Below are 25,259 nucleotides of genomic sequence, written 5' to 3'. Positions count from 1 at the left end.
AGTTGCTGCACTAAGTTCTTGAGTGAGTTGCTAGCATTATCTGCTAACACAGAGCGTTATTTTGGGGTGGAATCATTAGTTTACTGCACATCCAGTATTCCCCTAGAAGCGTTTGCCAAACTTATCAACCCAGGTTTCTTGGTCAGGGCGATCAAGGAGATATATTAAAAAGTAAATGTTATTACCAATATTGATTCTGCAACCTGATAAAAAATGTTTAGATAATCCAGTTGACTTAGCCAAGCAAAAAAGTTTGAGCGCGTGGGTGTGGGAATTTATTGACGCAATTATTGCCCAATTTTGCTACCTCAGAGTTGCTGCAACTACCTGTGGAAAAATCAACTATTTCCCAAATTGGCCGCAACAAAACCCAAGTCAGGCAGACACTGGCAAATACGTCTATGTATTTGCCAGTCAGACCCAAAAAAGCCAACAGCATTTCCAGGAGATGACTCCAGCAGAAAGGCAAGGATTATTAAGACGGCTTAAATCAGATTACAGCCTGATTCTTATAAATTATTTTACCACAGACAAAACACTCAAAGAAAAAATTGATAAATTTATCAATACTATATTTTATGCGAATATTCCTGTGCCCCAAATCATCGAAATTCACATGGAGATAATTGAAGAATTTTCTCACCAGCTTAAATTAGAAGGAAGGAGCAATGAAACGTTACTTGATTACCGCCTAACGTTGATAGATGTCCTAGCTCACTTGTGCGAAGTCTATAGGAGTTCGATTTCTAAATAAATTAAATTTATCGATATATGAATAAAGTCAGAAAAACCTACGTTCTCAAGCTTTACGTAGCAGGGAATACCCCGAATTCAGCTCGGGCATTAAAAACACTTAAAGATATTTTAGAACAGGAGTTTGAAGGTGTTTATGCTTTAAAAGTGATCGATGTCCTCAAAAGCCCGCAACTGGCGGAAGAAGATAAAATATTAGCAACGCCAACATTATCTAAAATTTTGCCTCCACCCGTTCGCAAAATTATCGGGGATCTTTCAGATAGAGAAAGAGTATTGATTGGATTAGATTTGCTCTATGAAGAACTGAGTGAAGAAGATTTTGAAGAGTAAAATTTTAATCATAAAAAAATTCAGTCCAAACTTTAGTAATAAAAAAACCGGGTTTAATACCCTTTTGTGATCAAGCAATGAGTGAAAATGAGCAAGTAGAACCAAAGCAACCACCGATAATTAGGGGTGTAGAAAAAATTCGGACGATGATCGAAGGATTTGACGATATTAGTCATGGTGGTTTACCAATTGGTAGAACTACCTTGATTAGTGGCACATCCGGCACAGGCAAAACTTTATTCTCTCTTCAGTTTCTCTATAACGGTATCACTTACTTTGACGAAGCAGGAGTATTTGTTACCTTTGAAGAATCACCCAGTGATATTATTAAAAATGCCCATATCTTTGGTTGGAACTTGCCACGCCTAATCGAAGAAGGCAAGTTGTTTATTCTTGATGCATCTCCCGATCCAGAAGGTCAAGACATCATTGGGAATTTTGACCTTTCTGCACTCATTGAGCGCTTGCAATATGCCATCCGCAAATACAAAGCTAAACGAGTTTCAATCGACTCAATAACAGCAGTATTTCAGCAGTATGAAGCGATGGGAGTAGTGCGACGCGAGATTTTTCGCTTGGTAGCACGTCTCAAGCTACTGAGTGTCACCACTGTAATTACCACTGAACGTAGTGAAGAATATGGTCCGGTTGCCTCTTTCGGAGTAGAAGAATTTGTTTCCGATAATGTCGTAATTGTTCGCAACGTTTTAGAAGGAGAACGCCGCCGTCGCACAACTGAAATCCTCAAGTTGCGCGGCACAACTCATATGAAAGGCGAGTATCCCTTCACGATTACTAATGAAGGAGTTAACATCTTCCCACTGGGAGCAATGCGCTTAACTCAACGATCTTCTAATATCAGAGTATCTTCTGGTGTCAAAACCTTAGATGAAATGTGCGGAGGTGGTTTCTTTAAAGATTCAATTATATTGGCAACAGGAGCCACAGGTACTGGCAAAACCTTGTTAGTCAGTAAGTTTATTCAGGATGGCTGCCTGAATGGAGAACAGGCAATATTATTTGCTTATGAAGAATCCCGCGCTCAACTATCTCGAAATGCTTCCTCTTGGGGAATTGATTTTGAAGAATTAGAACATCAAGGTTTACTGAAAATAATCTGTACCTATCCTGAATCAACAGGTTTAGAAGACCACTTACAAATTATTAAATCAGAAATTGCTGTCTTCAAACCAGCTCGCATCGCCATTGATTCCTTATCAGCACTAGCTAGAGGAGTCAGCAATAATGCATTTCGGCAGTTTGTAATTGGTGTGACGGGTTATGCTAAACAAGAAGAAATTACTGGTTTCTTTACCAACACAACTGACCAATTTCTGGGAGCGCATTCGATTACTGACTCCCATATTTCCACGATTACCGATACAATTATAATGTTACAATACGTAGAAATTCGTGGAGAAATGTCGCGGGCAATTAACGTATTTAAAATGAGAGGCTCTTGGCATGACAAGGGCATTCGTGAGTATAATATTACTGCTGATGGTCCCGATATTAAAGATTCTTTCCGAAACTACGAACGGATTATCAGCGGTGCTCCTACTCGCGTTAGTATCGATGAAAAGGCGGAACTTTCTCGCATTGTTAGACGTTTTGAAGACAAACAGAGTTCCGAACCCTAAATTTAGTATCGTAGTATATTCTTTCCTAAGTTTAGTATCGTGCTATATTCTGTGGTGAAGAAAGGTTTTCTGCCGCTAGAGTGATTTTCGTGTGAGGGGATGCGGTGAAAGGACAGCAATTATTTTTTTATAGCTTCTTACCTGGTTTGACAGCAGCGGTCTTAACAACTGGGCCTGCTTGGGCTGGTACTACGAAACTAACTGGGGTACAACTGGCGTCTTCTCCTAGTGTTTTGACTTCTACTTCTGGTCAAGACTTGATTGTGGACACCACGAATAGGCAACTGCCTAACGGTGCAGATGTTAGTGTTCCAACCCTAGTACCTGCTTTTGGTTTTACTAAACTTAGTGTGAAGCCTTTAAGGAATAACAGTATCCCAGTGTTAATGACTGGAAGTACTGGTGTACTCATAGGACAAATTCTTAAGAAAGATGAAGGTAGATTTTTCAGTTTGACATCTATCTCTAATCCTTCGCAACAGCCAGATGTCAGCCTTTCTGCTCAAAATAACCAAAAAAACAGTAATTCAGACCCAAATGGTCAGAAATTAAAGAGCGTAGTAGTTCCTAACTACACTTTAAAACCTGCTTCTGTCCAAAAAGAAATTTTGTCCCTGTCTTCTTTACAGCAGCCAGTGGTTCAACAGATAAATACTGTTAATCAGTTGCAGACATTTTTACAAGCTTCAGGCACAGGGGCAGGAGCAGCAAAACTGTTGTCAGGGCAGAGCTGTCCACAGGAGTTGGGGAAAAGCAAAACTGATTCCTCGGCTTCTTTGCTATTGGCCTCAAGCACCTGCTTAGGACAAAATGCGGCTGGGCAACGCGTGGCTCAGATTAATACTCAGACTCCGGCAGGTTCGGTGCAACCTCAGATTCTGCCGCCGGGAACCGTAACTCCTGCACCAGCAGGTTCGGTGCAACCTCAGATTCTGCCGCCGGGAACCGTAACTCCTGCACCAGCAGGTTCGGTGCAACCTCAGACTGTGCCAGGAAACGGAATTCCTACACCGTCAGATTCGCTACAAATTCCCAATAACCTGACTCCTAGCTCAAATCCCCTGCTATTTCCCACCAAACCGGAGGAAGTGAGACTTCAGGGAAATCAGCCGATTACTTTAGCACAGGCTCTGGAGCTAGCACGGCGTAACAATCACGATCTACAGGTGTCGATATTGCAGCTAGAACGCAGTCGCGCTGCTGTACGCCAGGCACAAGCTGCTTTGCTTCCCACTCTTGGTGTTAGTGCTGATATTACTCGCAGTCAGTCTGCTGCTGCCCAACTTCAGGACGAATTATACAGACAGCAAGGTTTAGTCTCTAACACAGGCGTACCTAGCACAGGTTTCAACGGATCTGCACAACTGACATATAACCTTTATACTTCTGGGAATCGGCAAGCTGCTATCAGACAGGCTGAGGAACAGGAGCGCTCCGATGAACTGGCTGTAGAAACTCAGTTTGAAACAATCCGTCTGAATGTTGCCACTGACTACTACAATCTGCAACAAGCGGATGAACAAGTACGTATTGCTCAGTCGGCTGTGCAGAACTCCGAAGCTAGTTTACGTGATGCAGAAGCTTTAGAGCGAGCTGGGGTTGGTACGCGGTTTGATGTGTTGCGATCGCAGGTGAATTTAGCAAATGCCCAACAAGATTTGACTAATGCTAGATCCCAGCAGGCAATTGCCCGTCGTCAATTAGCAACTCGGATCAGTTTGGCGCAGACGATAAATATCAGTGCAGCTGATCCTGTACAATTAGCTGGTCTTTGGAACCCAACATTAGAACAAACTATTTTGCTGGCTTTTCAAAACCGTTCGGAATTGCAACAGCAATTAGCGCAACGTAACATTAGCGAACAGCAGCGACGGCAAGCACTTTCAACTTTAGGACCTCAAGTTAGTTTGGTAGCCAGCTACAGCCTACTAGATCAGTTCAATGATAGTGTCAGCGTAACTGATGGTTATGCAGTCGGAGTTAGGGCAAGCCTGAATTTGTATGACGGGGGAGCTGCAAGAGCACAGGCAGCTCAGGCAACAGCTAATATTGCGATCGCAGAAACTCAATTTGCCGAACAGCGCAACCAAATTCGCTTTCAGGTCGAACAAGCTTATTCTACCCAGCAATCTAATTTGACCAATGTTCAAACCGCTAATACTGCTTTAGAACAGGCTAGGGAAGCTCTACGTTTAGCGCGTTTGCGATTCCAAGCTGGTGTAGGCACTCAAACTGATGTCATTAACTCTGAAAACGACCTCACAATAGCTGAAGGTAATCGAGTCTCAGCAATTTTGAATTACAATAAGGCTTTAGCTCAGTTACAAAGGTCTGTTACTCTCAGAGCGCTACGCTAGTTAGCCGAAACTCAACCGTCAATAACTTTTGACTGCTGTTGTGTTTTGTAATACACTTTGCACCTCCCTTCAGGGCATCACACAGTCCAGTAGTATTTTTTATGAAAAGCTCCAAGAAGCCTCATTTCTCAGTACAATTACTGAAAAAGGAGGCTTTCTTGGCAATAAAAGCTGTATTGAAATAAGTCTTGCGACGGGGATGAAGATGAATAGGAGGCAATATGCTTGGGTTAATTTCCACTCCTATGTCTAAGGAAGAATGCTGAAGGCGGCTAAAGCCACTATCGACTTATCCATTCGTCTAAATCCATTGGCTCTGCGTCTAGTTTTTGGGTCAAAATTGGACTAACATAACTGAGTGTTCGCTCGCCTTGTCAAACACTCATGACTAAAGTAACATCTCAAGAGATTGCACAGTTTCGCTCTCAATTGGCAGATGATCCTAGCGATATGGAAGCGCTGGATTTAATTGAAGACTGTGATGGAGATTTAGAAGATGCGGCGATGACCCTAGCTATCCGAGCCGGACAACAACCAGAAAGAGCAAATTCCGAGTGGTTAGATGCCTTGGCGAGAAAATGGCGTGTGGTGATTTGCGAACAAGAATATCGGGAAGATTTGCTTAATACTTCACTTCAAAAGATGATGGAACATCTCAAAGCAACGCCGACGTTTCCGAAGATTTTGGCAACGCCAGTTTTGATATATGTCCTCAAACAAGGCGTGAACAATTTTTGTGAGCCACTAGATTCGCTAAAGTGATCAGCTCATGTAGATTTACAGCGCATTTCAAGGAAAGTGAGGTACACAACCAAAGTCTCAAACCCTGGTGTAAAAGCTGTTTTACTTCTGAATTCTGACCCCTGAATTCGGAATTCTGCTGTAAGTTGTGCGATCGCGCGATCGCGGTTTGCAATTGATTCGACCAGGACTGATACGCTGTTAGTTAAGGCAAAACTTTTATTAGACAAATTGTAAAATCAATGAATTACCTTGTTGCCGTATTACCAGACCGCATTCAAGCCGAAGCTGCTTACTTAGCTTTAGAAAAAGAAGGCATAAACAGTACTATTTTGGGGAGGGGGTATAAAACGGCTGACGAGTTTGGCTTAATTGACCCCAAAGACCAAGCTAAAAAGCAAGCACAACTGATGGCAACCTGGCTGATACCATTTGGCTTTTTTGCAGGTTTTACCTTCAGCCTGATCACTGGTTTAGATACTTTTGCCTGGGCGGGTGAAGTTGGTAATCACATCGTTGGCGGACTGCTGGGTGCTGCTAGTGGTGCGATGGGTGGTGTAGTTGTCGGTGGTGGAGTCGGTCTACTCGTAGGTGGTGGTGATGCTTTACCTTATCGTAACCGCTTAGATGCGGGTAAATATTTAGTTGCCGTTCAAGGTTCTGAAACTCTCACTCGCCAAGCAACCCGAATCTTACGTCAGTTTGATCCAGAAAATATCCAAGGTTATGCTGACACAAATACCGTGTATTGAATGAATCATAGTTTACACATCAGGACACAGCCACTTGAGTTGCTTCCCTGTTCTTTGGAAGTGGCGCAAGCGGTGATTACAAGAAATAAATCAGACGATCACACTGCCTCAATTCGCATTCTGGAAAAATTAGGGATGCAAGAAATTGGTAGAGATGAAAACCTGCTGAAATGGGAATTAAAGCTAGAATCAAGACAGTTATAGCAGATTAATTTTCAAACAGCACTCTGAGTAGATAGCGACTTTAATGGTACTTCATCAGTCTCGGCACTAAAAGCAGCTGCGAGTTCAGGACTAGCGATCGCTACGGCGCTTTCATGCCATTCATGGATGATCGCGTCAATTATTTCCCATGCTGTAGTTGAGGAATCTATCAACCGAAAAGCTTCACTCAACTCCTTGATAAAGTCTTGCAGATCATCTTCTTCAAACACATTCAGCCATCCATAAGGAAAGCGGGAAGTTGTTCTCATTTCTGAAAGTGGCTTATTTATAAAGGTTTAGACAGGCAGTGCTGCTCACCTTGTAATCCCTGCGTGAATAATCGCTTTAGAAAGTTAGAATTAAGATAGTTATAGAGCTTAATTTTCAATTCATAACTCATAAATTTTAAGAATGTTGCCACGAGAAGAACTTTTAAAAGGTGTTGAAAATCGAGATAGTGTAGCTCGTGTAATTGACCAAGGCGAACAAGCCATCAAAACTTGGGAAGTGGTTTTGACTGATTTTCTGTCTCCCCCAGAATTGGCAGAAATTCAACGGGTGTTTAACCGATTAACAGAAGTGCAATTAGTGGCGTGGGGTGGATATCCGCAAGCTGAACGCCAAAGAATAGCGATCGCTCGTTCGGAACTTCCCTTAGATCAATCTCAAGTCAGCCTTGTCGCCGTGGAAATTGCTGGTAATTTCCTGTTTGATACCGCCTCTCACCGCGACTTTTTAGGCGCAATGTTGGGGACAGGAATTGTTCGTGAAAAGACGGGAGACATTATAGTTTTGGGAGAACGGGGGGCGCAGGTGATTGTCGCACCAGAGTTAGTCGAATTTTTGTCAATCAGTCTGAAACAGGTGCGATCGGTTCCGGTGAAAACTCAGCAGATTGAGGTAACTGAGTTAAAGGTTCGGGAACCCAAGAAAAAAGAACTAACTACTGTGGAGGCTTCTTTGCGATTAGATGCGATCGCATCTGCTGGTTTTGGGATGTCCCGCAGCAAAATGGTTGATTTCATTGATGCTGGTGATGTCCGCGTCAATTGGAAGGAAGTTACCCAAGCTAGTTCTCAACTTAAATCAGGCGACTTAATCGCCATTCGCTCTAAAGGACGTTTAGAAGTTGGGGAAATCGCCGTTACCAAAAAAGACCGTTACCGAGTTCAATTAACAAGATATATTTAATTTGAAATAGACGTAGGGTGCGTTACGCTTTGCTAACGCACCGCCCAAAGGTTTTGGTGCGTTACTCCTAACTCCTAACTCCTAAATATATATAGGACTCCTATTTGATTTTTGAACAAATTAAGTACTAATCGAAAAGTCTTATTCCCTACTCCCCACTCCCTATTCCCTACTCCCAGCCTACGCAAGTCAGTTCAATAATCAAAGCAGATTACTATATATACTTAGGCTTTAAAGTGTTTTGCTAATATATTCAGCAGGAGTTTGCGTGGTACGAGCCGAGATAATCTGCTTCTAATTTGAGTGCTAGTATCAGAACTAATAACAGTTGGATACCCTTTTTCCAAAGCCTCTAAAGATTCCCAAACCACTTTTTCGCAAGAATATACTTTATCTGTACTGCTTGCCAGGGCTGGAGGAAAATTAGCTTCTGCAAAAAAGTTTGTTTCTATTGGCCCTGGACAAGTGACTAAAATACGGACACCATACTGACGATTTTCTGCCCATAGCGCTTCACTAAAGCTGAGAATAAAAGCTTTACTGGCAGCATAAACAGAAAGATATGGTATCGGTTGAAATGCGGTAATAGAAGATACGTTAATAATACTTCCAGAACGACGTTGCCGCATCAAGGGTAGAAATTTATGGGTTAAATCTACCAATGCTAAAATATTTAATTGTACAATTTTAAGTTGTCTTTCTCCATCCCCTTCAGCAAAGTCCCCATAGTAACCAAAACCAGCATTGTTGATTAATAAGTCAATGGTTAATCCCTTTTCTTTAGTGGCATCAAATACAGCAGATGCTGCATTAGCTTCTGTGAGGTCTTTCACTATAACGTCTACTTGAATTTTGTGTTGTTCTTGTAGTTGTTTAGCTAATTGGCTTAGTTTCTCTTCAGAACGAGCAACGAGTACAAGATTTGTCTTGCGTGCAGCTAGTTCCTGGGCAAAAGCTTTCCCAATACCACTAGATGCACCAGTAATTAAAGCAGTTGGCATTCTACATATTAAGATAGTTTTTAAGCACCATTAAAATATTAGCTATGGTGGCTAGAAGTTTTAACTACCTAAAGTGATATACCCAAAAGGGTAATTGAATTGCTAATTACCATTTTTCAGACCAATAAATAATTTCTGAGGCTGAACTATTAATTGCGACACCGTAGCTATCTCCATGATTCCACTTGAAGCCAGGTCTACCTTTGTCCTCTGCATTTAATACCAATATTTCATAAGTAGCTGGAAAAGATTCCGTATGAGAGTCACTGGTGTAGAAAAAAGTTGTCGGCACACCATTAGGCTGGTTTATGTGGTCGTTTGTGTTACCACCCATATATTTGTGCTTTGCACTATTTTTGTATTGTGACAGTAATTTTTCTATTTTTTTTGGTGGCTCTTTCAGTCTAATTTGAAAAAAACTACCTCCTGACAAAAATTCGGGAGAGTAAGCAATGTGAACGTCTTGGGCATCAGTAGGAATCTGATTAGGAAAATGTTTTACCTGGTCATTATCAGACCATAGTTGATTACGAATTTCTTTGTAGCGTGATGTATCAGTTATTATTTTAGGTTCGCTAGTATTGCTAAAAGTTGTTCTCAGAAAAAAGCTTCCTCCGACAATACTAAGGCTAGCAAGGGCTAATAGAAATTGCGATCGCTTCATCAAGTTGGGTGTATCTAACTTTCATAGTCATATACCCAACTAATAAACTAAATTAGTACTATTGCGGATATAGCATCAGAGATATTAACAGAAACTTTGTCTATCTAGGGGAAATTTGGGGTAATTGTAAAATTACTATGAATTTGGTCAATGATTACCTAGTCAAATAGCGCAGGTTATCCTCATTGAGACTAGTACTACCGTTGTAGCTAACGAAATCAATTCCACAGCCATCCATTTTTTTAAATTCTTCCTGATGCAGCAATAACTAAGGCGGATATATAAATAGTAGATGCACCTTAATTAAATCACAGCCCTCAGCTTTTAGTTGGGGGCTTTTTTTTATTGCTGGTATTTTTTAGTTTGGGGGAGAATAAATTTGCTCATAAGTCTAATTCTCCCGGATATGGCAATCAATAAAGCGGATTAATAAATGGTAGATGCACCCTAATAAATTACAGCCCTCAGCCGAAAGCTGGGGGCTTTTATTATTTAAATATAGATGGCAGCAAACTGGGAGCCAACCATACTGCATAACCAATAAATCCAAACAACAAGGTAATCAGGACAGTAATGCCGTAGCTGATGCAAATTAATAAACCGTCAGATTCGATGGTGGCAACAGTCAAAAGTAAAATACCTACAGTGGGGATAGGATTTGTAAAGGGAATTGGTAATATTAGTAATATTGTTAATAAAGAGATACAAAACCCATTAATTCGCCAAATCAAAGGATTATGAGCTATTTTTGCTAGTCGGGGGCGGGCGATTTTCTGTAAAACTTTGGTAAGACGTCCCAAATTTTGCAAAAGCAACTGGGCGAAGGGACGAGGAAATTTGTAGTTAGCGATTCTTTTCGGTAGCCAAGGCGATCGCCTCCCTAAAACCATTTGCGTTGACAACAGTAAACAAGCACCACCAAAAGGGCCAGTTAATCCCGGTGGCATTGGAAATAAAAAGGGCAAAACTAATAATGTAATTACCAGACAGAACCCTCGTTCTGAGGTTTCTGCCAGAATATCACCTAGAGTTAGTGGTTGTTCAGCTAGGCGTTGCAACAGGGACTTTATATCTTGAGAAAATCTCAGATGCATTTGGCGTGAGTTGATGCGAGTTCCCACATTTTTAGTAGAGGGAGAAATCAATCAATTTTAGATTTTGAATTTTGGATTTTTGATTGAAGGAAAATCTAAAATTGAATAATTCCTAACTCCTGTTTTTTGGGGGTACTAAAACAGTTATAGCTTTAGGTATAACCCGAAAATGAGCAGGTGTGTAAGTAGTGATTTCACCATCTGTATTGATAGGGTGCGGTTTGCGAGTATACAGTTCTATTTCTTGACCTTGAAGAGAACGTACATTCTGCCAATGTATATGTCGCCCTTGTCGCATCGCAGGGAGTAATAATATAATCTGCCACCAATGTTTAATCTCCAAGCTATAAAGGTCTAGCCTTTGGTCATCTATTGTCGCATCGTTGGCCACTGCCATACCACCGCCGTAATAGCGGCCGTTACCCACAGCAATTTGCACTGTTTTCACGCGAACTGATTCAGCATTAATCACAATCTCCGCAGTAAAAGGTCTAGCTTCCCAAATCACTTGCAATGCAGTGGTGGCATAAGCAAATATTCCCCAACGGCGTTTGACTTCTTTGGTAAGTCGCTGGGTAATTTTTACACTCAATCCCAAACTGGCAACGTTAAAAAAGTGCTTACCGTTTACCCAACCCAAGTCGATGTGGTGTAAATTTCCATAGGCAATAATTTTGCAAGCTTCGCTAAGGGAATTAGGGATTCCCAAAGTCCTCGCTAGGTCGTTGGCAGTTCCCAGAGGCAAGATTCCCAAGGGCAACTGAGTATCAACTAAAGCATCTACTGCGGCATTGAGAGTCCCATCTCCTCCACCAATGATTACTAAGTCAACTTGATGCTGATAACGAAATATAGCTTCAGCAAGATGTTTGGGGTCTTCTGTAGACTCCTCAATTAAATCAAAGCCGAGTGTCTTCAGATATTGAATCGCTTCCGACAGACCCTTTTGCCCTTGGCGGGCATGACGATTTACTAACAGCAGTGCGCGGGAACTCATGGGTAGTACCTTTTGTAGTTGATATGTCCAATTATCCGCATCTATCTATTCTGCTTGAAGTTGACTATAAAAAAGCGTTTAAGTTGTGATGACAGCCATCAAAAATTTATTTTTTCAATGCTTATTATATTGTGCTTATTAATTTTTAATTTCTATTTTATCACTATTAGTCCTCGGTGTGTTGATACTCAGTAAATATAATTATTACCACTAAATGACTGGATTTAGATATTTTTATTTATAAGAGATAAATTGATTACAATATTATAATGCCCAAAAAATAATGCCAAATAAAGGAATATTTTTTATTCGGATAGATACATATTTCGAGATTAAATTTGTATAAATACTATTAATAGTTACAATTATTGAACTTTTGGCTGACAAGATATTTATATATAGCAATCCTATCTGATTTGTGAAAATTCTCGGTGTCCAGATCCCCGACTTCTCAAAGAAGTCGGGGATCTAACTTTTCACGAATGATTTTCCTTATACCAATTCTGTATGAAGATGCGCTAAACCATATTTAAGTACAAGAAAGAAAAACGAACCGCAAAGGACACAAATAAAGAAAGATGGTATTAGGATCTGCTAGGAGTTTAAAGTAAGTCGGAAAATCACTGAAAAATTATTAGTTATCGTATTTCCTCCGCCGTTTAACCGGATTCATCCACACTTCTAAGCGACTAAACGCTTGTGAAGTAAGTAACGTCAAACATAAATAAATCACAGCTACACCTACGTAAATTTCAAAGGCGCGATAGTTATCGGCGATAATTAACTGTCCTTTACGTACCAATTCTTCAAAACCAATCACAGAAACTAAGCTTGTATCTTTCAACAAACTGATAAACTCATTACCTAAAGGTGGAATCATCCGCCGGAAAGCTTGGGGAAAAATTACATAACTCATTATTTGCACAGAACTCAAACCTAATGATTGTGCTGCTTCTGTTTGTCCTGGTTCAATCGATTGAATCCCAGCACGGACAACTTCGGCAATGTATGCGGCACTATTCAAACTTAAGGCAATTACCCCAGCAGTTAGGCGATCAAAACTAAATGTTAAACCAAGTTCTTGCAAAATTGCAGGTAATCCAAAGTAAATCATAAAAATTTGCAACAACAAAGGCGTTCCCCGGAAAAAATCCACATACGCCCTCGCCACCCAACGCACAGGTGCAACATGAGAAAGGCGTATAATTCCAATCAGGGAACCCCCAATTAAACCAAACACTACAGAAATTATCGTCAATTGCAACGTTACTAAAGCTCCCTGTAATAAAGTCGGAAAAGCCTGCAAAATTACGCTAATTGAAGTTAATATTTTAGGTGTGCCAGCGTTAGTCTGGTTCTCAAATGGTGATTTAACTGGTAATGATGGCGGCTCGGTTTTAAACCATTTTTGGTAAATTTGGGCATAAGTACCATTTTTCAGTACCCTATCCAAACCGTCGTTTATTAATGCCAAATTCGGCGAATTTTTAGCTGTAGCAATCCCGTAAAACTCCTCCGTCAGCAATTTCTGTACTATTTTAATTCCCGGAAGATTGCCTGTATTAATAGCATATAAAGTCACTGGTGCATCATTGATTACCGCATCCACATTACCATTGAGTAATTCTTGCAGGGCTAAAGGTGCTGAATCAAAACTGCGAATTTGCACTCCAGAAATACTCTTAGCCTTTGCAGCCCCAGTTGTACCAATTTGTACCGCGATTTTTTTATTTTTGAGACTGTCAAAACCAGTAATATTTTGATTATCTGCACGAATGGCGATCGCTAACCCGGCCTTAAAATAAGGACGGGAAAAAGCAATCGTCTTCGCCCTCTCCTGTGTAATCGTGATCGAACTAATGGCCGCATCTACCGTTTTGGCTTGCAAAGCTGGGATAATGCCATCAAAAGGCAGACTTTGAAAATCCACTTTAAACTTAGCAGAGGAAGCGATCGCATTCATCAAATCAATCGAAAAACCCTGTAACTCACCACCTTTTCCTTGAAACTCAAAAGGTGGAAACGCCGGTTCCGTAGCAACCCGCAGAGTTTTCCCCGCACTAGTATTCACCCCACAGCCAGCCAGTAACAAACAGCTAAAACTTATAACCACACACCAGCGCAGCCAACGCCCAAAATCAAATTTAGCCATATTATTTTCTCTCCCTCTCTGCGCCCTCTGCGCCTCTGCGGTTCGTCAAAAACCTTACAATCAACTGTAGAGCAGCTTGACACAAGTAATGAACAATACCACCCCCGCCATTATTTTTGACAATATCGAAAAAAACTTTGGTTCCCTAAAAGTCCTCAAAGGAATCACAGGCGAAATCAACCAGGGAGAAGTCGTTGCAGTTATCGGTTCCTCCGGCTGTGGAAAAAGTACACTACTACGTTGCTTCAACCGCTTAGAAACCATTGACAACGGGCGTTTAATAATCAACGGTATCAACTTATCCCGACCCACTGTTAACTATAGCCAACTGCGGCAACTACGAACACAAGTAGGTATGGTTTTCCAACAGTTCAACCTGTTTCCTCATCTCAGCGTCCTAGAAAATATGACACTTGCGCTGCGTAAAGTCTTGGGTAAAACACCGAAGGAAAGCGCCCAACTAGCGAGATTATATTTAGAAAAAGTCGGCTTATTTGACAAAGCCTCTAGTTATCCCGAACAACTTTCTGGCGGACAAAAGCAACGAGTAGCGATCGCCCGTAGCTTATGTATGAATCCTCAAATCATGCTATTTGACGAACCCACCAGCGCCCTAGATCCCGAACTCGTCGGCGAAGTTCTGCAAGTGATGCAGCAATTGGCAGCAGAAGGGATGACAATGGTGGTTGTTACCCATGAAATGCAATTTGCAAAAGAAGTAGCCCATCAGGTGATATTTTTAGATCAAGGTATTGTCACAGAACAAGGTTCAGCCTATGAAGTTCTGACTAATCCCCAAAGCGATCGCCTACGTATTTTCCTCAGTCGCCTTCAAATAATTCGTAATTCGTAATTAAAGATACTCGCGTAAGAAATCAAAGGGATCATCTTCCCAACAAGGTTCAGGTATCAGCCAAAACAAACTACTGTGGATGTCGGCTTCAATTTCATCACCGTCGTCTCTATCAAATAGTTCTATTAAAGCTGTCCAATCACGTTCTCTCAGAAACGTTAACGATGGGGCATATACCTGGAGATTATTTGAGTAATTCACGCGCCAAGTTGTGCTTGAGAGCCGTAAAAAGTTAGTATATTTATTTGTAGATAATCAGATTCTAGCTTTGACAACGGAAGTTAAATAGTTATTTTGATACTATTTAGATATGGACTACTCTCATAAGTGTCTCACAATTTAAATAGGACTGCTATAGTATTTATCACAATTTAAATAGGACTGCTATAGTATTTATTAGATAATTCCAAGCTGAATTTACTCAGACCAGAAAAATCCTTGAGGCTGCGACTTGACTAATTCCACGTCAAAGACTTCTGCAAAGGACTGCGCTACATAGAAACGTATTTTTTGACAGGTGATACCTGGAATCCATTCGGCTAAACTGCCTACAGATTTATCAGAAATACCGCAGGGTACAATGCGCTCAAAGCCTGTCATGTCTGGACAAACATTTAATGCAAAGCCGTGCATAGTAATCCAACGGCTGACTTTAATCCCAATAGCCGCAACTTTTCGCCCTTCTAACCAAACGCCAGTAAAAGCCGGAATTCTTTCTCCCTGCAACCCATAAACTGCTAATACGCGAATGATTACTTCTTCGAGTTGCCGTAAGTACCAATGAAGGTCTTTACGATAACTTTGCAGATTTAAAATTGGATACCCCACCAGTTGACCAGGACAATGGTAAGTAACCTCGCCGCCTCGTTCTACTGTATGCACATCATATTGACTTTTGTCAATATCAAATTTGAGAAAATCTAAGTTGCTTCCTTGCCCCAGAGTGTAGACAGGCGGATGTTCTAGCAAAATTAACACATCATCGAGACTGGGGTCATGGATACGCTCAGTGACGAGCGATCGCTGCCATCTATGAGCTTCTAAGTAAGGTATTAACCCTTCATTATACAGCAAACAACGGTTTTTGTGTGGTTCGGTACTATGGATCATGGCAAAAATCAACTGTCTTAGGAACGAAATATATTTCAAGTTAGAGGATTGGAGTCAAAAAATGTTAAGTTTTGCAAAAGATTTTAAAGGAAAGTCAAGGGAACCTGCATTAGAAAACACAAAGTGCTAGCTTGAAAAGATAACCTCAATAGGTTTTAGGAGGAATTCTCTGCAATAAGCATCATGCCAAAACAATAAAGACGTATGTACTGGCTGATGACTCTAATTATATTCTTTGCATTTCAAACACAACTAAACTTGCACAAAGACTTGTATTATTGAACAACAGCAAGGAAACTTCAATTGAACACAGAAGGAGCAACTATCAACAGTTCTGTAAGCGTTGCTTTATTGGAGTTGGTAGTTACGGGAGCTACCACTCAGATTTCCTCACCCAAGAGTTTTATGTGGACATCCAATTGGATATCAGCGCAGAGATGAGGAGGGAAATCAAGGGTGTACTTAATAACAACTTAGATGCAGCAAGCTTAGAGACAGCTTACCAGCAGTACATACAAATAGTTCACAATTTGTTTTGGCGGGAGTAATAGAGCTTACCGCAACTTCTTTTCATACAAAGCAAATTCACAAATTCAAATATTCAGGGAGAGAGTTTACATGAAGCTTGTCATCCACAGCAAAAATATTGAAATCACAGATGCAATTCGTGAGTATGTACATCAAAAGATTGAAAAATCAGTTAGTCACTTTCAGAGCATTACAAATGAAGTGGATGTGCATCTTAGCGTAGCCCGTAATCCCCGAATTAATACTAGACAAGCGGCTGAAGTAACTATTTATGCTAATGGTAGCGTTATCCGTGCCGAGGAAAGCAGTGAAAACCTCTATGCCAGCATTGACTTAGTTGCAGATAAAATTGCCCGTCAACTGCGGAAATACAAAGAACGGCGTCAAGACCAGAAAACTCATGCCCAGCCAACAGAAGTAGTTGTTGCAGAGTCAGTAGTGACAGATTTAATTGGCGATCGCACTCCCGAATTGCCCAACGAAGTCGTTCGCACCAAATATTTTTCCATGCCACCGATGACCCTTGCAGAAGCCTTAGAACAACTGCAACTCGTGGGACACGACTTTTATATGTTCCGCAATTCTGAAACTGGAGAGATTAATGTAATTTACGAACGTAACCACGGCGGTTATGGTGTGATCCATCCCCGCAATGGTAACGTCCATACTAATGGCAATAATGGCAAGGCAACCCACGCTAATATTGTCATGCCGGAAAAGTCGCACTCGAATAAATAGGGAATGGGGAATGGGGCATGGGGCATGGGGAATAGGGGAATGAGGGAGATGAGGGAGAAATAACCAATGCCCAATGCCCAATGCCCAATGCCCATTCCCCTATTTTGCAAGTTGTTGCAAAGTTTTCAGTGCTTCCTCAACATGACCTTTAAAGTTAAACATTGAATCAAACACGTATTGCACAACTCCCTGTTGGTCAATGACGTAAGTGACGCGACCAGGAAATAAGCCAAAAGCTGCTGTTGCGCCATATAGCTTCCGTACCTGGTCGCCTTTGTCAGTTAACAGAGTAAAAGGTAGATTGTACTTTGCAGCAAATCGTTGATGAGATTCGCTGGAGTCAGCACTCACGCCGACAACTTCAGCGCCAGCAGTTTTAAAAACTTCATACTGATCGCGAAAGGCGCAAGATTCAGCCGTACATCCGGGTGTGTCATCTTTGGGATAAAAATATAGGACAACAGCTTTTTTGCCGCGAAAATCTTGGAGGCTAATTGTTGAGCCGTTTTGAGCGGGTAGAGTGAAATTAGGAGCGGTATCTCCAACTTTGATTGGCATAGCGAGTGGTGGTAATGACTGAACAAAATTTTACCTTGTATCCAAGTCTATAAATTTTGCTTGATTACCTGCATCAAGCGGGGTAACTTAGATACTCATCTAACATAAAATTCCGCTTATGCGCCTGACTTCACTGGATGTTTTTCGCGGCATTACGATCGCTGCGATGATTCTCGTCAATATGGCGGGTGTCGCAGATGATGTATATCCTCCCTTAGCCCACGCCGATTGGCACGGTTGCACACCAACTGACTTGGTATTTCCCTTCTTTCTCTTCATTGTCGGTGTAGCGATGACTTTCTCGCTGTCAAAGTACACCGAAAGCAATAAACCAACCTCAGCTGTTTACTGGCGCATCTTACGCCGCGCTGCCATTCTCTTTGCCTTGGGATTGCTACTAAATGGCTTTTGGAATCAGGGTGTTTGGACTTTTGACTTGAGTAGTATCCGCATTATGGGGGTGTTGCAACGGATCAGTCTTAGCTATCTGCTGGCTTCCCTAGCTGTTCTCAACCTGCCGCGTAAAGGTCAATGGATACTGGCAGCAGTGCTACTCATCGGCTACTGGCTAACGATGATGTATCTACCAGTGCCCGATTATGGTGCAGGAGTTCTGACGCGGGAAGGTAACTTTGGCGCTTATATTGATCGCCTGATTATTCCCAAAGCACATTTATACAAAGGTGATGGTTTCAACTTTATGGGAGATCCAGAGGGACTTTTCAGTACTATTCCGGCAATAGTAAGTGTTCTCGCTGGCTACTTGACTGGACAATGGATACGCAGCCAACCTGTACAGTCACGCACAAGTATCGGGTTAGGATTATTTGGAGTTGGTTGTTTAATTATCGGTTGGGCTTGGGGGTGGACATTCCCCATCAACAAAAAGCTGTGGACAAGTTCCTATGTAGTCTTCACTAGCGGTTGGGCGTTACTTTTGCTAGCAGCTTGTTATGAACTGATCGAAGTACGGCTGAATCGTCGCTGGAGTAAACCTTTTGAAATTATGGGCTTAAATGCGATCGCTCTTTTCGTTCCATCCGTTTTGTTGATTAAAATCTTAGTGAAAACCACTATCGGCACAGGCAAAGACGCTCCTAGTGCTTACAATTGGATTTACCAGAATTTTTTCGCATCTTGGGCGGGGGCGCTGAATGGTTCCTTATTGTTTGCCATAGTCACCGTGTTGTTGTGGTGGGCTGTTGGTGTTCTGATGTATCGACAACGTTGGTTTCTCAAAGTGTAATACGAGAATATGTCATTGCGAATGAAACGATGCGATCGCAAGATTTTTTTGGGCTTGTTTCCCTACCTTGCGCGATCGCTGAGAACGAGCGATCGCAATGAAAGTTATTTCAACAGACATGATATAAACTCTGGGTTTTTCTGTCAAATGCAAATATGCAAAATTTTTATTTGCGTAATATTTTTTGCACTTTACGTTTGGGTGTTCGCTAGGTTATAACAGATATTAAGTAATAATTTTTTAACCCTCAAGGAACAAAGACAATCGCAGCGTTATCTATACTCTTGATCAACTCATTTCCGTTCTTCTTAGGGAACTGATGGAAGTTCTGATGTCTGACAAAAAGCCGCTTCTAAAATTCTGAATAAAAATGCGTCTAGAAACTTCTCTGTGTGTTGAAAATTCTTATTTATTCTAATTCACTAAATTAATCTATAAAAAAATTGTGGGGTAATGAATGTATCGGATAAAATTTTGGGTATTTTTGCCAATTGCCTTGATATTCGGCTGCTCAAATCAACTGTTTCACTCTAGCCCAGCACTAGTTAAACCAGCCAGTCCGACTTTATTAGCAAAGGCGAGTTACCTTTCATCGCTGGAACAACAGGTAATTGTTGAAACAAATAAAGTACGAACAAATCCCAAGGCATACCTCCCGATTCTGGAAAACTATAGAAACCGCTTTGAGGGGAACCGAGTCAAAATTTCTAATAATACCTATTTGCGAACTCAAGAAGGAGTCAAAGCAGTTGATGAAGCGATCGCATTTCTGAGATCAGTACGTCCTGTGGGAGCGTTGAGTGCATCTAAGGGTATGTCTTTAGGAGCAAAAGACCATGTTAAAGACCAAGGCCCAAAAGGTGCCACAGGTCATGATGGTAGCGATGGTAGCAGCCCCTTTACTCGCATCAATCGCTATGGTACATGGCTAACAACCGCAGGCGAAAATATCAGTTATGGTGTAAACAATGGCCAAGATATCGTCATGCAGTTAATTATTGATGATGGTGTGCGCGATCGCGGTCATAGAAAAAACATTTTTAATGGTGCTTTTAAAGTGTCTGGTGTTGCTTATGGAACTCACAAATCATATAGAACAATTTGTGTAATTGACTACGCTGGCGGATATAGGGAAAAATAATTTTAGGTCGGGAATAGCGAGGAATATACCTGGCGATTTCTAAGATACTATTGGCGAATTAATAAAGGATAAACGACTTTTTAGAAGTTTAAAATATCTAATGATTCTTCTATTTCTAAATCTAATATTCGTTCTCGTGTATCTTTGAGTGCTTCTAGCTTACCTTCTTGACGATAGATGTCTGCCGCTTTTTGAAAATCTTCAATTGCTCCCTGTTTATCTGCTATTTCTAAACGAATATTGCCACGATTGTAATAAGCATCTGCATAATTTGAATTAATCTGTATTGCTTGAGTATAATCTTCAATTGCTCCCTGAAAATCTCCTAAGTCAGAATGAGCATTCCCACGGTTGTAATAAGCATCGACATAATTAGGATTAATCTGTATTGCCTGAGTATAATCTTCAATTGCTCCTTCAAAATCTCCTAAATCTGAACGAGCATTACCACGTTTTTTATAAGCTATGGCATCTTTAGGATTAATCTTGATTGCTTGGGGAAATCCCGGTTGAGAGCCTAATAAATAACGAGCAATCCCACGGTTTTTATAAGCATCAGCATAATTGGGGTTAATTTTAATAGCCTGGGTATAATCTTCAATTGCGCCCTGATTATCTCCCACATGAGAACGAGCTTCAGCGCGGTTTTTATAAGCTACGGCAACATTAGGATTAATTCTGATCGCCTGGGTATAATCATTAATTGCTTCTTCTAATCGCCCTAGTTGAGATAGAGCTAAACCTCGTTTATTGTAAGATTTAGCATCATGGATATTCATCTGAATTGCCTGAGAATAATCTGCGATCGCCGCTTCATAATCTCCTATTTGATAGTGAGCTAAACCTCGTTTATAATATAAATCAACATCGCTAGATTTAACTTGTAAAGCTTGATTATAGTTAGTGATTGCATTCGTATATTCTCCTTTCTCAAAACATTCATCACCCAATTTTACATAAAGTATATTTAAATCTTCATCACTATATTCAGGTTTAAAGGAAGATTTGACCAACTGATTATTAGTTGGCTTAGATGGAATTTCCTGTTTTGGCAGATATTTGTAAATTGGTGGTGGTTGTTGTTTATAAGAATTATTAATAGAAGATTGCAACTGTTCTAGATAGCACCATAAACCACCACCATACAGTAATTGTTCTATCCCAAAGGAAATTTTACCAGTTTTCAACTTAATCATCCGGGTTGGTAGAAAGCCAGCCAAAAAAAGGTGATACTCAGATTGTGCTTCACTCACATCTTCTTGAATCAAAATGCAAACTACAACTGCATTTTTTTCCACCTCTTCAGAACTAATTGACCATCTAACTCTATCAATACTACCGTGACGAGATTTAACCTCAATACCAATAGATGGGTCAGAAGTCAAGGTAAAATCTATATTGCCATCGCCGCCGAATCGCTTTTCATAATCGACTTCGGTAATAAAATCAGCTAAACGTTCTTTGACAACTTCCTCACCCAACTTCCCTTTGAGATAGCTAATAAAAACGTCCCGCACTGGCGAAACACGCTTATATTTCTCAGCCATCAGCCAGCAAAATTCCCGTAGTGCCTTTAACCTTTCTCCAGAGATTATAGTTAATTCACTATATTGACCTTCTGTTTCACAATGAAGCAGACAACCAGATGTTAACCTTTTAATAAAATCAGACTGTAGCGATCGCAGTAGTGTAATCCAGTCCATTTATGTTTCTGCGAATCTTTTGATGAGATTATTCTATTAAAATATCCATTCGGCGTAAACCTTTTAATTAGCTTGGGTGATATTCCCAAAAATTGTTGACTATTTTGCAACAATTCTTAATTTAACTTAATATATCACAATTATCAGAGATTAAAGAGAGGGTATTAAGACATAGCACCCTATCTCAGACATCGCTGCTTTTTACAGTCGAGTATGAGTGGTAATTTATTGATAGATTTGCCGGAGTTCTTCTAGATTATTCACAGTTTTGATACTGGTGAGAATAGCGCTTAATATCTCTACATTCTGTATCTGGACAATCTCTGGTAATACGGTTAGTCCCTCACTGCCAAATTTTAGTTCCAAACCTATTTCAATACCTTCAAGGAGTCCTTCTGTTTTTCCATGTTCAATACCCCTTTTTTCTACGCTGGTAATATACGGCATTTTCTTTTCCTCCTCATATTGAGTCATCAGTTAAAGTAGCTAAATTAAGCTGGGCTGTCCCAGACCATATCAGATAGCATAGTTAAAGAGATTATTAATCTCGATAATATAAGTATTTTAGAATTAGACAAAGAAGAAATTATTAGCTTTTTTAAATCTCATGGAGTCTTACTTTTTAGAGGATTTGATGTTGATACTAACCTTTTTAAAGAATTTACCAATCTCTTGAGTATCGATTTTATAAATTATGCTGGTGGTGCATTCAGTAGAAGGGTAATTAATGGAGATCAGACTCTTTTAAGCGTAAATGATTTTAAGTCTGAGATTAAATTGCACGGAGAAATGTATTATCAGCAAAATATCCCACTTATGCTGTGGTTTTTCTGTGCTAATCCCCCATTAGAAGATGGTGAAACTACGGTATGTGATGGCAGACAATTTTTTAATGAAATTAGTAGTTCAACCAAAGAGTTATTCAGCAAAAAGAAGTTAAAATTTACTGTTCAGATATCTCAACAGGACTGGCAGAAAAAATACCAAACAGATGATTTGAATAAGCTAGAAGAAATGTGTCAGAAGAATAATACGCATCTGACAGTAAATGATGATCAATCGATTCTACTTGAATACATTTGTCCAGCCATTATCCCCAGCAGGTGTGGAAAATATCAGGTATTTATTAATAGCCTATTGCCCACAAAACAGTTAAGCCCAAAGATTCTTAAGTTTGAGGATGATTCAGATATTTCTGATGAGGTCGTCTTTGAACTTAATGAAATTGCTGAAAAAATAACCACGGAAATTTCGTGGCAAAAAAGCGATATTTTAATGATTGATAATACCAGAATACTTCATGGGAGAAGGTCTTTTGCTGATGATCAAAGAGATATTTATATCAGGCTATGTTCTCCATCTTTTTCATTCTGAAATTTGGTTACAGCAGTTTTCATTTAGTTGAACCACATCTGTCGTAAAGACACAGCAATACTGTGTCCTGACTGCGTGATTTATTTACCTAAAAATAGCTGTAATTTTAGGTAACTTTGACTGATAAAAATCAGTTCAGCTGATAGCCAGCAGAGATTTTTACCAGTTTCTATCTAACACGTTACCTCATATCATAGCCAAACAAATTTGGGTCTACTTCTCCTAACTGCAACTCTGCCAAACCATACTCCGCCCATCGCCTCTCTACCATCGCCGCCACATCTGGGTCAGATTCCAAAGGCGAACCCCATTCATGGTCTGTTTCCGGCGGAATTTTTGTAGTTGCATCAATTCCCATACGTCCACCTAAGCCAATCTTCTCACTGGCAAAATCTAACGTATCAAAAGGTGTATTCGGCAAAATAAAGACATCCCGCACTGGGTCAACTTTGGAACTAATCGCCCACACCACTTGACGCGGATCGCGAATATTTATGTCTTTATCCACAACAATTACAAATTTTGTGTATGTAAATTGTGGCAAAGCACTCCAAAACGCTAAAGCTGCCCGTCGCGCTTGTCCTGGATATGCTTTATCAATGGAAATAATCGCCGCTTTGTAACTCAAAGCTTCCATTGGGAGGAAGAAATCGACAATTTCTGATACTTGTTGCCGCAGTATGGGAGTATAAATGCGATTTAGGGCGATCGCCATCATCGCTTCTTCTTTAGGTGGACGACCGCTAAATGTTGTTAAATAAATCGGATTTTTCCGGTGCGTCATACACTCAAAGCGGATCAACGGCGAATCTTCCACGCCGCCGTAATAACCCATGTGGTCGCCAAAAGGCCCATCTGGTAAAACTTCCCCTGGTGTAATCGTTCCTTCCAAAACAAATTCTGAATCTGCGGGAACTTCCAAATCTACAGTTTTACATTTTGCCAACTGCACACCAGAACCGCCATACAGTCCAGCAAACAGCCATTCTGATAAATCTACAGGGATGGGCGTAGCAGCTGCCATGATAATTAGAGGATCTACACCAAGTGCGATCGCAACTTCTAATTTCTTCCCACGTTCGGCTGCTTTTCGCAAATGCCTCGCCCCACCCCGCACCGATAACCAGTGAACCGTCATCGTCTTCTGAGATTGTAGTTGCAAGCGATACACACCTACATTTGGAGTACCCGTCTCACAATCTTTGGTAATTACCAGTCCTAGCGTGATAATCTTGCCAGCATCACCAATATAAGGACGTATCAAAGGCAACTTATGTAAATCTAAATCATTACCTTGAAGCACAACTTGCTGACAAGCAGGGAAAAAGTCCCGTCCTGGTTTCGCTTTCACCACGTCAAACAGCACTTTTCCAAAATCTATCGCCTGGGAAATCTTCTTCGGCGGTTTTGGCTGTTGCAGCATACTCAATTTTTTCCCCAGAGTTTCCAACTCCTCTGGATGCTGCATATTCATCGCCCAGCAAATCCTTTCCACAGTTCCCATCAAATTCACCGCCACCGGGAAGGAAGCGCCTTTGACGTTTTCAAACAACAACCCTGGCCCACCTTTTTGCAGCATCCGGTTGGAAATCTCAGCAATTTCTAAATCAGGGTCAACTAAAGCTGAAATTCGCCGTAATTGTCCCTTCTCTTCCAAAATTTTAATGAATCCCCGCAAGTCTCTCGCCATTGTTCTAATAAAGCTGATTATTTAAGAAGTGTGAAGCGCTTTCTTATATTATGGGGCACAGGGCATTGGGCATTGGGCATTGGGAAATATTTTTCCGTGTTCTGGTCTCTTCATTCAGGAAATTGTTAGTTTTAATTGTAAATTAACCTATTTAGTGGCTTTTCTTAACTGTGTTTTCCAAAGTATTTAGTTATTGTATTTAGGGATACGCAATTATTTTTTACAAATAAGCGCTAACCTAATCAAACATGGCCAGAATATACTATACCTTCCTGGCAGGCGGCGTTGTTATATAGCCCCTGCTGGGTTTATTTATTACAAGCTTTGGCTGTGCCTTGCGTTCAAGTTTTTCTAAAATTATGTGAGTTGACGTTAGCGTAGACCAACCCAGGCGATCGCCAATACCATTTTCAAAAATTTTTGTAACAAATGCATAGGC

Annotated in this window: 26 protein-coding genes; 13 read left to right on the top strand and 13 right to left on the bottom strand. The window is 40.7% G+C overall.

Features of this window, described 5'->3' with window-relative positions:
- The first annotated feature begins 175 nt into the window (after positions 1-175).
- From V7L05_RS04525 to V7L05_RS04505, 5 genes are all read left to right on the top strand, one after another.
- Positions 176-754: a KaiA family protein gene (locus V7L05_RS04525; RefSeq protein WP_335162185.1), complete on the top strand. Its 579-nt coding sequence runs from the start codon at positions 176-178 to the stop codon at positions 752-754.
- A 17-nt stretch (positions 755-771) separates the two neighbouring features.
- Positions 772-1,086 carry a circadian clock protein KaiB gene (gene kaiB, locus V7L05_RS04520; protein WP_334945240.1) on the top strand — a complete coding sequence of 105 codons (315 nt, stop codon included), beginning with the start codon at positions 772-774 and terminating at the stop codon, positions 1,084-1,086.
- A gap of 77 nt (positions 1,087-1,163) precedes the next feature.
- Positions 1,164-2,726: a circadian clock protein KaiC gene (gene kaiC, locus V7L05_RS04515; protein ID WP_335162183.1), complete on the top strand. Its 1,563-nt coding sequence runs from the start codon at positions 1,164-1,166 to the stop codon at positions 2,724-2,726.
- Between the two features lie 104 nt (positions 2,727-2,830).
- Positions 2,831-5,083, top strand: coding sequence for a TolC family protein (locus V7L05_RS04510; protein ID WP_335162181.1), 2,253 nt, complete (start codon positions 2,831-2,833; stop codon positions 5,081-5,083).
- A gap of 384 nt (positions 5,084-5,467) precedes the next feature.
- Complete coding sequence (locus V7L05_RS04505) at positions 5,468-5,845, top strand: hypothetical protein (protein ID WP_292770842.1); 378 nt, start codon at positions 5,468-5,470, stop codon at positions 5,843-5,845.
- A gap of 5 nt (positions 5,846-5,850) precedes the next feature.
- On the opposite strand, the gene V7L05_RS04500 is transcribed toward V7L05_RS04505, so the two are convergent.
- Positions 5,851-6,054 (bottom strand): hypothetical protein, encoded by a 204-nt coding sequence (locus V7L05_RS04500; RefSeq protein ID WP_335162179.1) that lies wholly within the window; start codon positions 6,052-6,054, stop codon positions 5,851-5,853.
- 12 nt (positions 6,055-6,066) lie between these two features.
- On the opposite strand from V7L05_RS04500, the gene V7L05_RS04495 reads away from it, so the two are divergent.
- Both V7L05_RS04495 and V7L05_RS04490 read left to right on the top strand, forming a co-directional pair.
- Positions 6,067-6,576, top strand: coding sequence for a hypothetical protein (locus V7L05_RS04495; RefSeq protein ID WP_335162177.1), 510 nt, complete (start codon positions 6,067-6,069; stop codon positions 6,574-6,576).
- Positions 6,577-6,780 (top strand): hypothetical protein, encoded by a 204-nt coding sequence (locus V7L05_RS04490; RefSeq protein WP_335162175.1) that lies wholly within the window; start codon positions 6,577-6,579, stop codon positions 6,778-6,780. It abuts the gene before it with no gap.
- An 11-nt stretch (positions 6,781-6,791) separates the two neighbouring features.
- Here the strand turns inward: V7L05_RS04490 and V7L05_RS04485 are convergent, their stop codons facing one another.
- Positions 6,792-7,049 (bottom strand): hypothetical protein, encoded by a 258-nt coding sequence (locus V7L05_RS04485; protein ID WP_335162173.1) that lies wholly within the window; start codon positions 7,047-7,049, stop codon positions 6,792-6,794.
- Positions 7,050-7,191: 142 nt separating this feature from the next.
- On the opposite strand from V7L05_RS04485, the gene V7L05_RS04480 reads away from it, so the two are divergent.
- The gene (locus V7L05_RS04480) at positions 7,192-7,971 is read left to right on the top strand and encodes a photosystem II S4 domain protein (RefSeq protein WP_335162171.1); all 780 of its coding nucleotides are present in this window, start codon (positions 7,192-7,194) and stop codon (positions 7,969-7,971) included.
- Positions 7,972-8,195: 224 nt separating this feature from the next.
- Here the strand turns inward: V7L05_RS04480 and V7L05_RS04475 are convergent, their stop codons facing one another.
- The 5 genes from V7L05_RS04475 to V7L05_RS04455 all read right to left on the bottom strand — a co-directional run bounded on the left by V7L05_RS04475 (position 8,196) and on the right by V7L05_RS04455 (position 13,879).
- The gene (locus tag V7L05_RS04475; RefSeq protein WP_335162169.1) at positions 8,196-8,972 is read right to left on the bottom strand and encodes an SDR family NAD(P)-dependent oxidoreductase; all 777 of its coding nucleotides are present in this window, start codon (positions 8,970-8,972) and stop codon (positions 8,196-8,198) included.
- Positions 8,973-9,078: 106 nt separating this feature from the next.
- Positions 9,079-9,636: a hypothetical protein gene (locus tag V7L05_RS04470; RefSeq protein ID WP_335162167.1), complete on the bottom strand. Its 558-nt coding sequence runs from the start codon at positions 9,634-9,636 to the stop codon at positions 9,079-9,081.
- A gap of 488 nt (positions 9,637-10,124) precedes the next feature.
- On the bottom strand, positions 10,125-10,730 hold the full coding sequence (locus V7L05_RS04465) for an exopolysaccharide biosynthesis protein (RefSeq protein WP_335162296.1): 606 nt from the start codon (positions 10,728-10,730) through the stop codon (positions 10,125-10,127).
- Between the two features lie 112 nt (positions 10,731-10,842).
- Entirely contained in the window at positions 10,843-11,727 is an 885-nt protein-coding gene (locus V7L05_RS04460; RefSeq protein WP_335162165.1) for a lipid kinase, read from the bottom strand.
- Positions 11,728-12,361: 634 nt separating this feature from the next.
- On the bottom strand, positions 12,362-13,879 hold the full coding sequence (locus V7L05_RS04455; protein WP_335162163.1) for an ABC transporter permease subunit: 1,518 nt from the start codon (positions 13,877-13,879) through the stop codon (positions 12,362-12,364).
- Positions 13,880-13,967: 88 nt separating this feature from the next.
- Here V7L05_RS04455 and V7L05_RS04450 point away from each other — a divergent pair, with 88 nt between their 5' ends.
- A complete protein-coding gene (locus V7L05_RS04450; RefSeq protein ID WP_335162161.1) occupies positions 13,968-14,732 on the top strand; it encodes an amino acid ABC transporter ATP-binding protein in 765 nt (254 codons plus the stop codon).
- Here V7L05_RS04450 and V7L05_RS04445 read toward each other — a convergent pair whose 3' ends face one another.
- Together V7L05_RS04445 and lipB are read right to left on the bottom strand one after the other, a co-directional pair.
- Complete coding sequence (locus V7L05_RS04445) at positions 14,733-14,933, bottom strand: hypothetical protein (RefSeq protein ID WP_335162159.1); 201 nt, start codon at positions 14,931-14,933, stop codon at positions 14,733-14,735.
- A 216-nt stretch (positions 14,934-15,149) separates the two neighbouring features.
- Positions 15,150-15,842: a lipoyl(octanoyl) transferase LipB gene (gene lipB, locus V7L05_RS04440; protein ID WP_335162157.1), complete on the bottom strand. Its 693-nt coding sequence runs from the start codon at positions 15,840-15,842 to the stop codon at positions 15,150-15,152.
- A 618-nt stretch (positions 15,843-16,460) separates the two neighbouring features.
- Between lipB and hpf the strand changes: the two genes are divergently transcribed.
- The gene (hpf, locus tag V7L05_RS04435) at positions 16,461-17,108 is read left to right on the top strand and encodes a ribosome hibernation-promoting factor, HPF/YfiA family (RefSeq protein WP_335162155.1); all 648 of its coding nucleotides are present in this window, start codon (positions 16,461-16,463) and stop codon (positions 17,106-17,108) included.
- 99 nt (positions 17,109-17,207) lie between these two features.
- Here hpf and V7L05_RS04430 read toward each other — a convergent pair whose 3' ends face one another.
- Positions 17,208-17,666, bottom strand: a complete 459-nt coding sequence (locus V7L05_RS04430; protein WP_335162153.1) for a peroxiredoxin — start codon at positions 17,664-17,666, stop codon at positions 17,208-17,210.
- 118 nt (positions 17,667-17,784) lie between these two features.
- On the opposite strand from V7L05_RS04430, the gene V7L05_RS04425 reads away from it, so the two are divergent.
- Together V7L05_RS04425 and V7L05_RS04420 are read left to right on the top strand one after the other, a co-directional pair.
- A complete protein-coding gene (locus V7L05_RS04425) occupies positions 17,785-18,912 on the top strand; it encodes an acyltransferase family protein (RefSeq protein ID WP_335162151.1) in 1,128 nt (375 codons plus the stop codon).
- A gap of 457 nt (positions 18,913-19,369) precedes the next feature.
- Positions 19,370-20,053, top strand: coding sequence for a CAP domain-containing protein (locus tag V7L05_RS04420; RefSeq protein ID WP_335162150.1), 684 nt, complete (start codon positions 19,370-19,372; stop codon positions 20,051-20,053).
- Positions 20,054-20,133: 80 nt separating this feature from the next.
- Here V7L05_RS04420 and V7L05_RS04415 read toward each other — a convergent pair whose 3' ends face one another.
- Entirely contained in the window at positions 20,134-21,756 is a 1,623-nt protein-coding gene (locus V7L05_RS04415) for a tetratricopeptide repeat protein (protein WP_335162148.1), read from the bottom strand.
- A 225-nt stretch (positions 21,757-21,981) separates the two neighbouring features.
- A complete protein-coding gene (locus V7L05_RS04410) occupies positions 21,982-22,203 on the bottom strand; it encodes a hypothetical protein (RefSeq protein WP_335162147.1) in 222 nt (73 codons plus the stop codon).
- 54 nt (positions 22,204-22,257) lie between these two features.
- Between V7L05_RS04410 and V7L05_RS04405 the strand changes: the two genes are divergently transcribed.
- A complete protein-coding gene (locus tag V7L05_RS04405) occupies positions 22,258-23,130 on the top strand; it encodes a TauD/TfdA family dioxygenase (protein ID WP_335162294.1) in 873 nt (290 codons plus the stop codon).
- A gap of 181 nt (positions 23,131-23,311) precedes the next feature.
- Here the strand turns inward: V7L05_RS04405 and V7L05_RS04400 are convergent, their stop codons facing one another.
- Complete coding sequence (locus V7L05_RS04400; RefSeq protein ID WP_335162145.1) at positions 23,312-24,820, bottom strand: UbiD family decarboxylase; 1,509 nt, start codon at positions 24,818-24,820, stop codon at positions 23,312-23,314.
- Positions 24,821-25,259 lie beyond the last annotated feature (439 nt).

Origin of the sequence: Nostoc sp., assembly GCF_036917755.1 — a bacterium.
Taxonomy (GTDB): Bacteria; Cyanobacteriota; Cyanobacteriia; order Cyanobacteriales; family Nostocaceae; genus Nostoc.
The sequence above is the reverse complement of the archived record's forward strand: the minus strand, read 5'-3'. Positions and strand labels throughout refer to the sequence as shown.

What these genes read in the sequence shown, in the direction of transcription:
- V7L05_RS04525 (WP_335162185.1), top strand. Translation starts at nt 176, where the DNA reads ATGTTATTACCAATATTGATTCTGCAACCTGATAAAAAATGTTTAGAT.
- kaiB (WP_334945240.1), top strand. Translation starts at nt 772, where the DNA reads ATGAATAAAGTCAGAAAAACCTACGTTCTCAAGCTTTACGTAGCAGGG.
- kaiC (WP_335162183.1), top strand. Translation starts at nt 1,164, where the DNA reads ATGAGTGAAAATGAGCAAGTAGAACCAAAGCAACCACCGATAATTAGG.
- V7L05_RS04505 (WP_292770842.1), top strand. Translation starts at nt 5,468, where the DNA reads ATGACTAAAGTAACATCTCAAGAGATTGCACAGTTTCGCTCTCAATTG.
- V7L05_RS04495 (WP_335162177.1), top strand. Translation starts at nt 6,067, where the DNA reads ATGAATTACCTTGTTGCCGTATTACCAGACCGCATTCAAGCCGAAGCT.
- V7L05_RS04490 (WP_335162175.1), top strand. Translation starts at nt 6,577, where the DNA reads ATGAATCATAGTTTACACATCAGGACACAGCCACTTGAGTTGCTTCCC.
- V7L05_RS04485 (WP_335162173.1), bottom strand. Translation starts at nt 7,049, where the DNA reads ATGAGAACAACTTCCCGCTTTCCTTATGGATGGCTGAATGTGTTTGAA.
- V7L05_RS04480 (WP_335162171.1), top strand. Translation starts at nt 7,192, where the DNA reads ATGTTGCCACGAGAAGAACTTTTAAAAGGTGTTGAAAATCGAGATAGT.
- V7L05_RS04475 (WP_335162169.1), bottom strand. Translation starts at nt 8,972, where the DNA reads ATGCCAACTGCTTTAATTACTGGTGCATCTAGTGGTATTGGGAAAGCT.
- V7L05_RS04470 (WP_335162167.1), bottom strand. Translation starts at nt 9,636, where the DNA reads ATGAAGCGATCGCAATTTCTATTAGCCCTTGCTAGCCTTAGTATTGTC.
- V7L05_RS04465 (WP_335162296.1), bottom strand. Translation starts at nt 10,730, where the DNA reads ATGCATCTGAGATTTTCTCAAGATATAAAGTCCCTGTTGCAACGCCTA.
- V7L05_RS04460 (WP_335162165.1), bottom strand. Translation starts at nt 11,727, where the DNA reads ATGAGTTCCCGCGCACTGCTGTTAGTAAATCGTCATGCCCGCCAAGGG.
- V7L05_RS04455 (WP_335162163.1), bottom strand. Translation starts at nt 13,879, where the DNA reads ATGGCTAAATTTGATTTTGGGCGTTGGCTGCGCTGGTGTGTGGTTATA.
- V7L05_RS04450 (WP_335162161.1), top strand. Translation starts at nt 13,968, where the DNA reads ATGAACAATACCACCCCCGCCATTATTTTTGACAATATCGAAAAAAAC.
- lipB (WP_335162157.1), bottom strand. Translation starts at nt 15,842, where the DNA reads ATGATCCATAGTACCGAACCACACAAAAACCGTTGTTTGCTGTATAAT.
- hpf (WP_335162155.1), top strand. Translation starts at nt 16,461, where the DNA reads ATGAAGCTTGTCATCCACAGCAAAAATATTGAAATCACAGATGCAATT.
- V7L05_RS04430 (WP_335162153.1), bottom strand. Translation starts at nt 17,666, where the DNA reads ATGCCAATCAAAGTTGGAGATACCGCTCCTAATTTCACTCTACCCGCT.
- V7L05_RS04425 (WP_335162151.1), top strand. Translation starts at nt 17,785, where the DNA reads ATGCGCCTGACTTCACTGGATGTTTTTCGCGGCATTACGATCGCTGCG.
- V7L05_RS04420 (WP_335162150.1), top strand. Translation starts at nt 19,370, where the DNA reads ATGTATCGGATAAAATTTTGGGTATTTTTGCCAATTGCCTTGATATTC.
- V7L05_RS04415 (WP_335162148.1), bottom strand. Translation starts at nt 21,756, where the DNA reads ATGGACTGGATTACACTACTGCGATCGCTACAGTCTGATTTTATTAAA.
- V7L05_RS04410 (WP_335162147.1), bottom strand. Translation starts at nt 22,203, where the DNA reads ATGCCGTATATTACCAGCGTAGAAAAAAGGGGTATTGAACATGGAAAA.
- V7L05_RS04400 (WP_335162145.1), bottom strand. Translation starts at nt 24,820, where the DNA reads ATGGCGAGAGACTTGCGGGGATTCATTAAAATTTTGGAAGAGAAGGGA.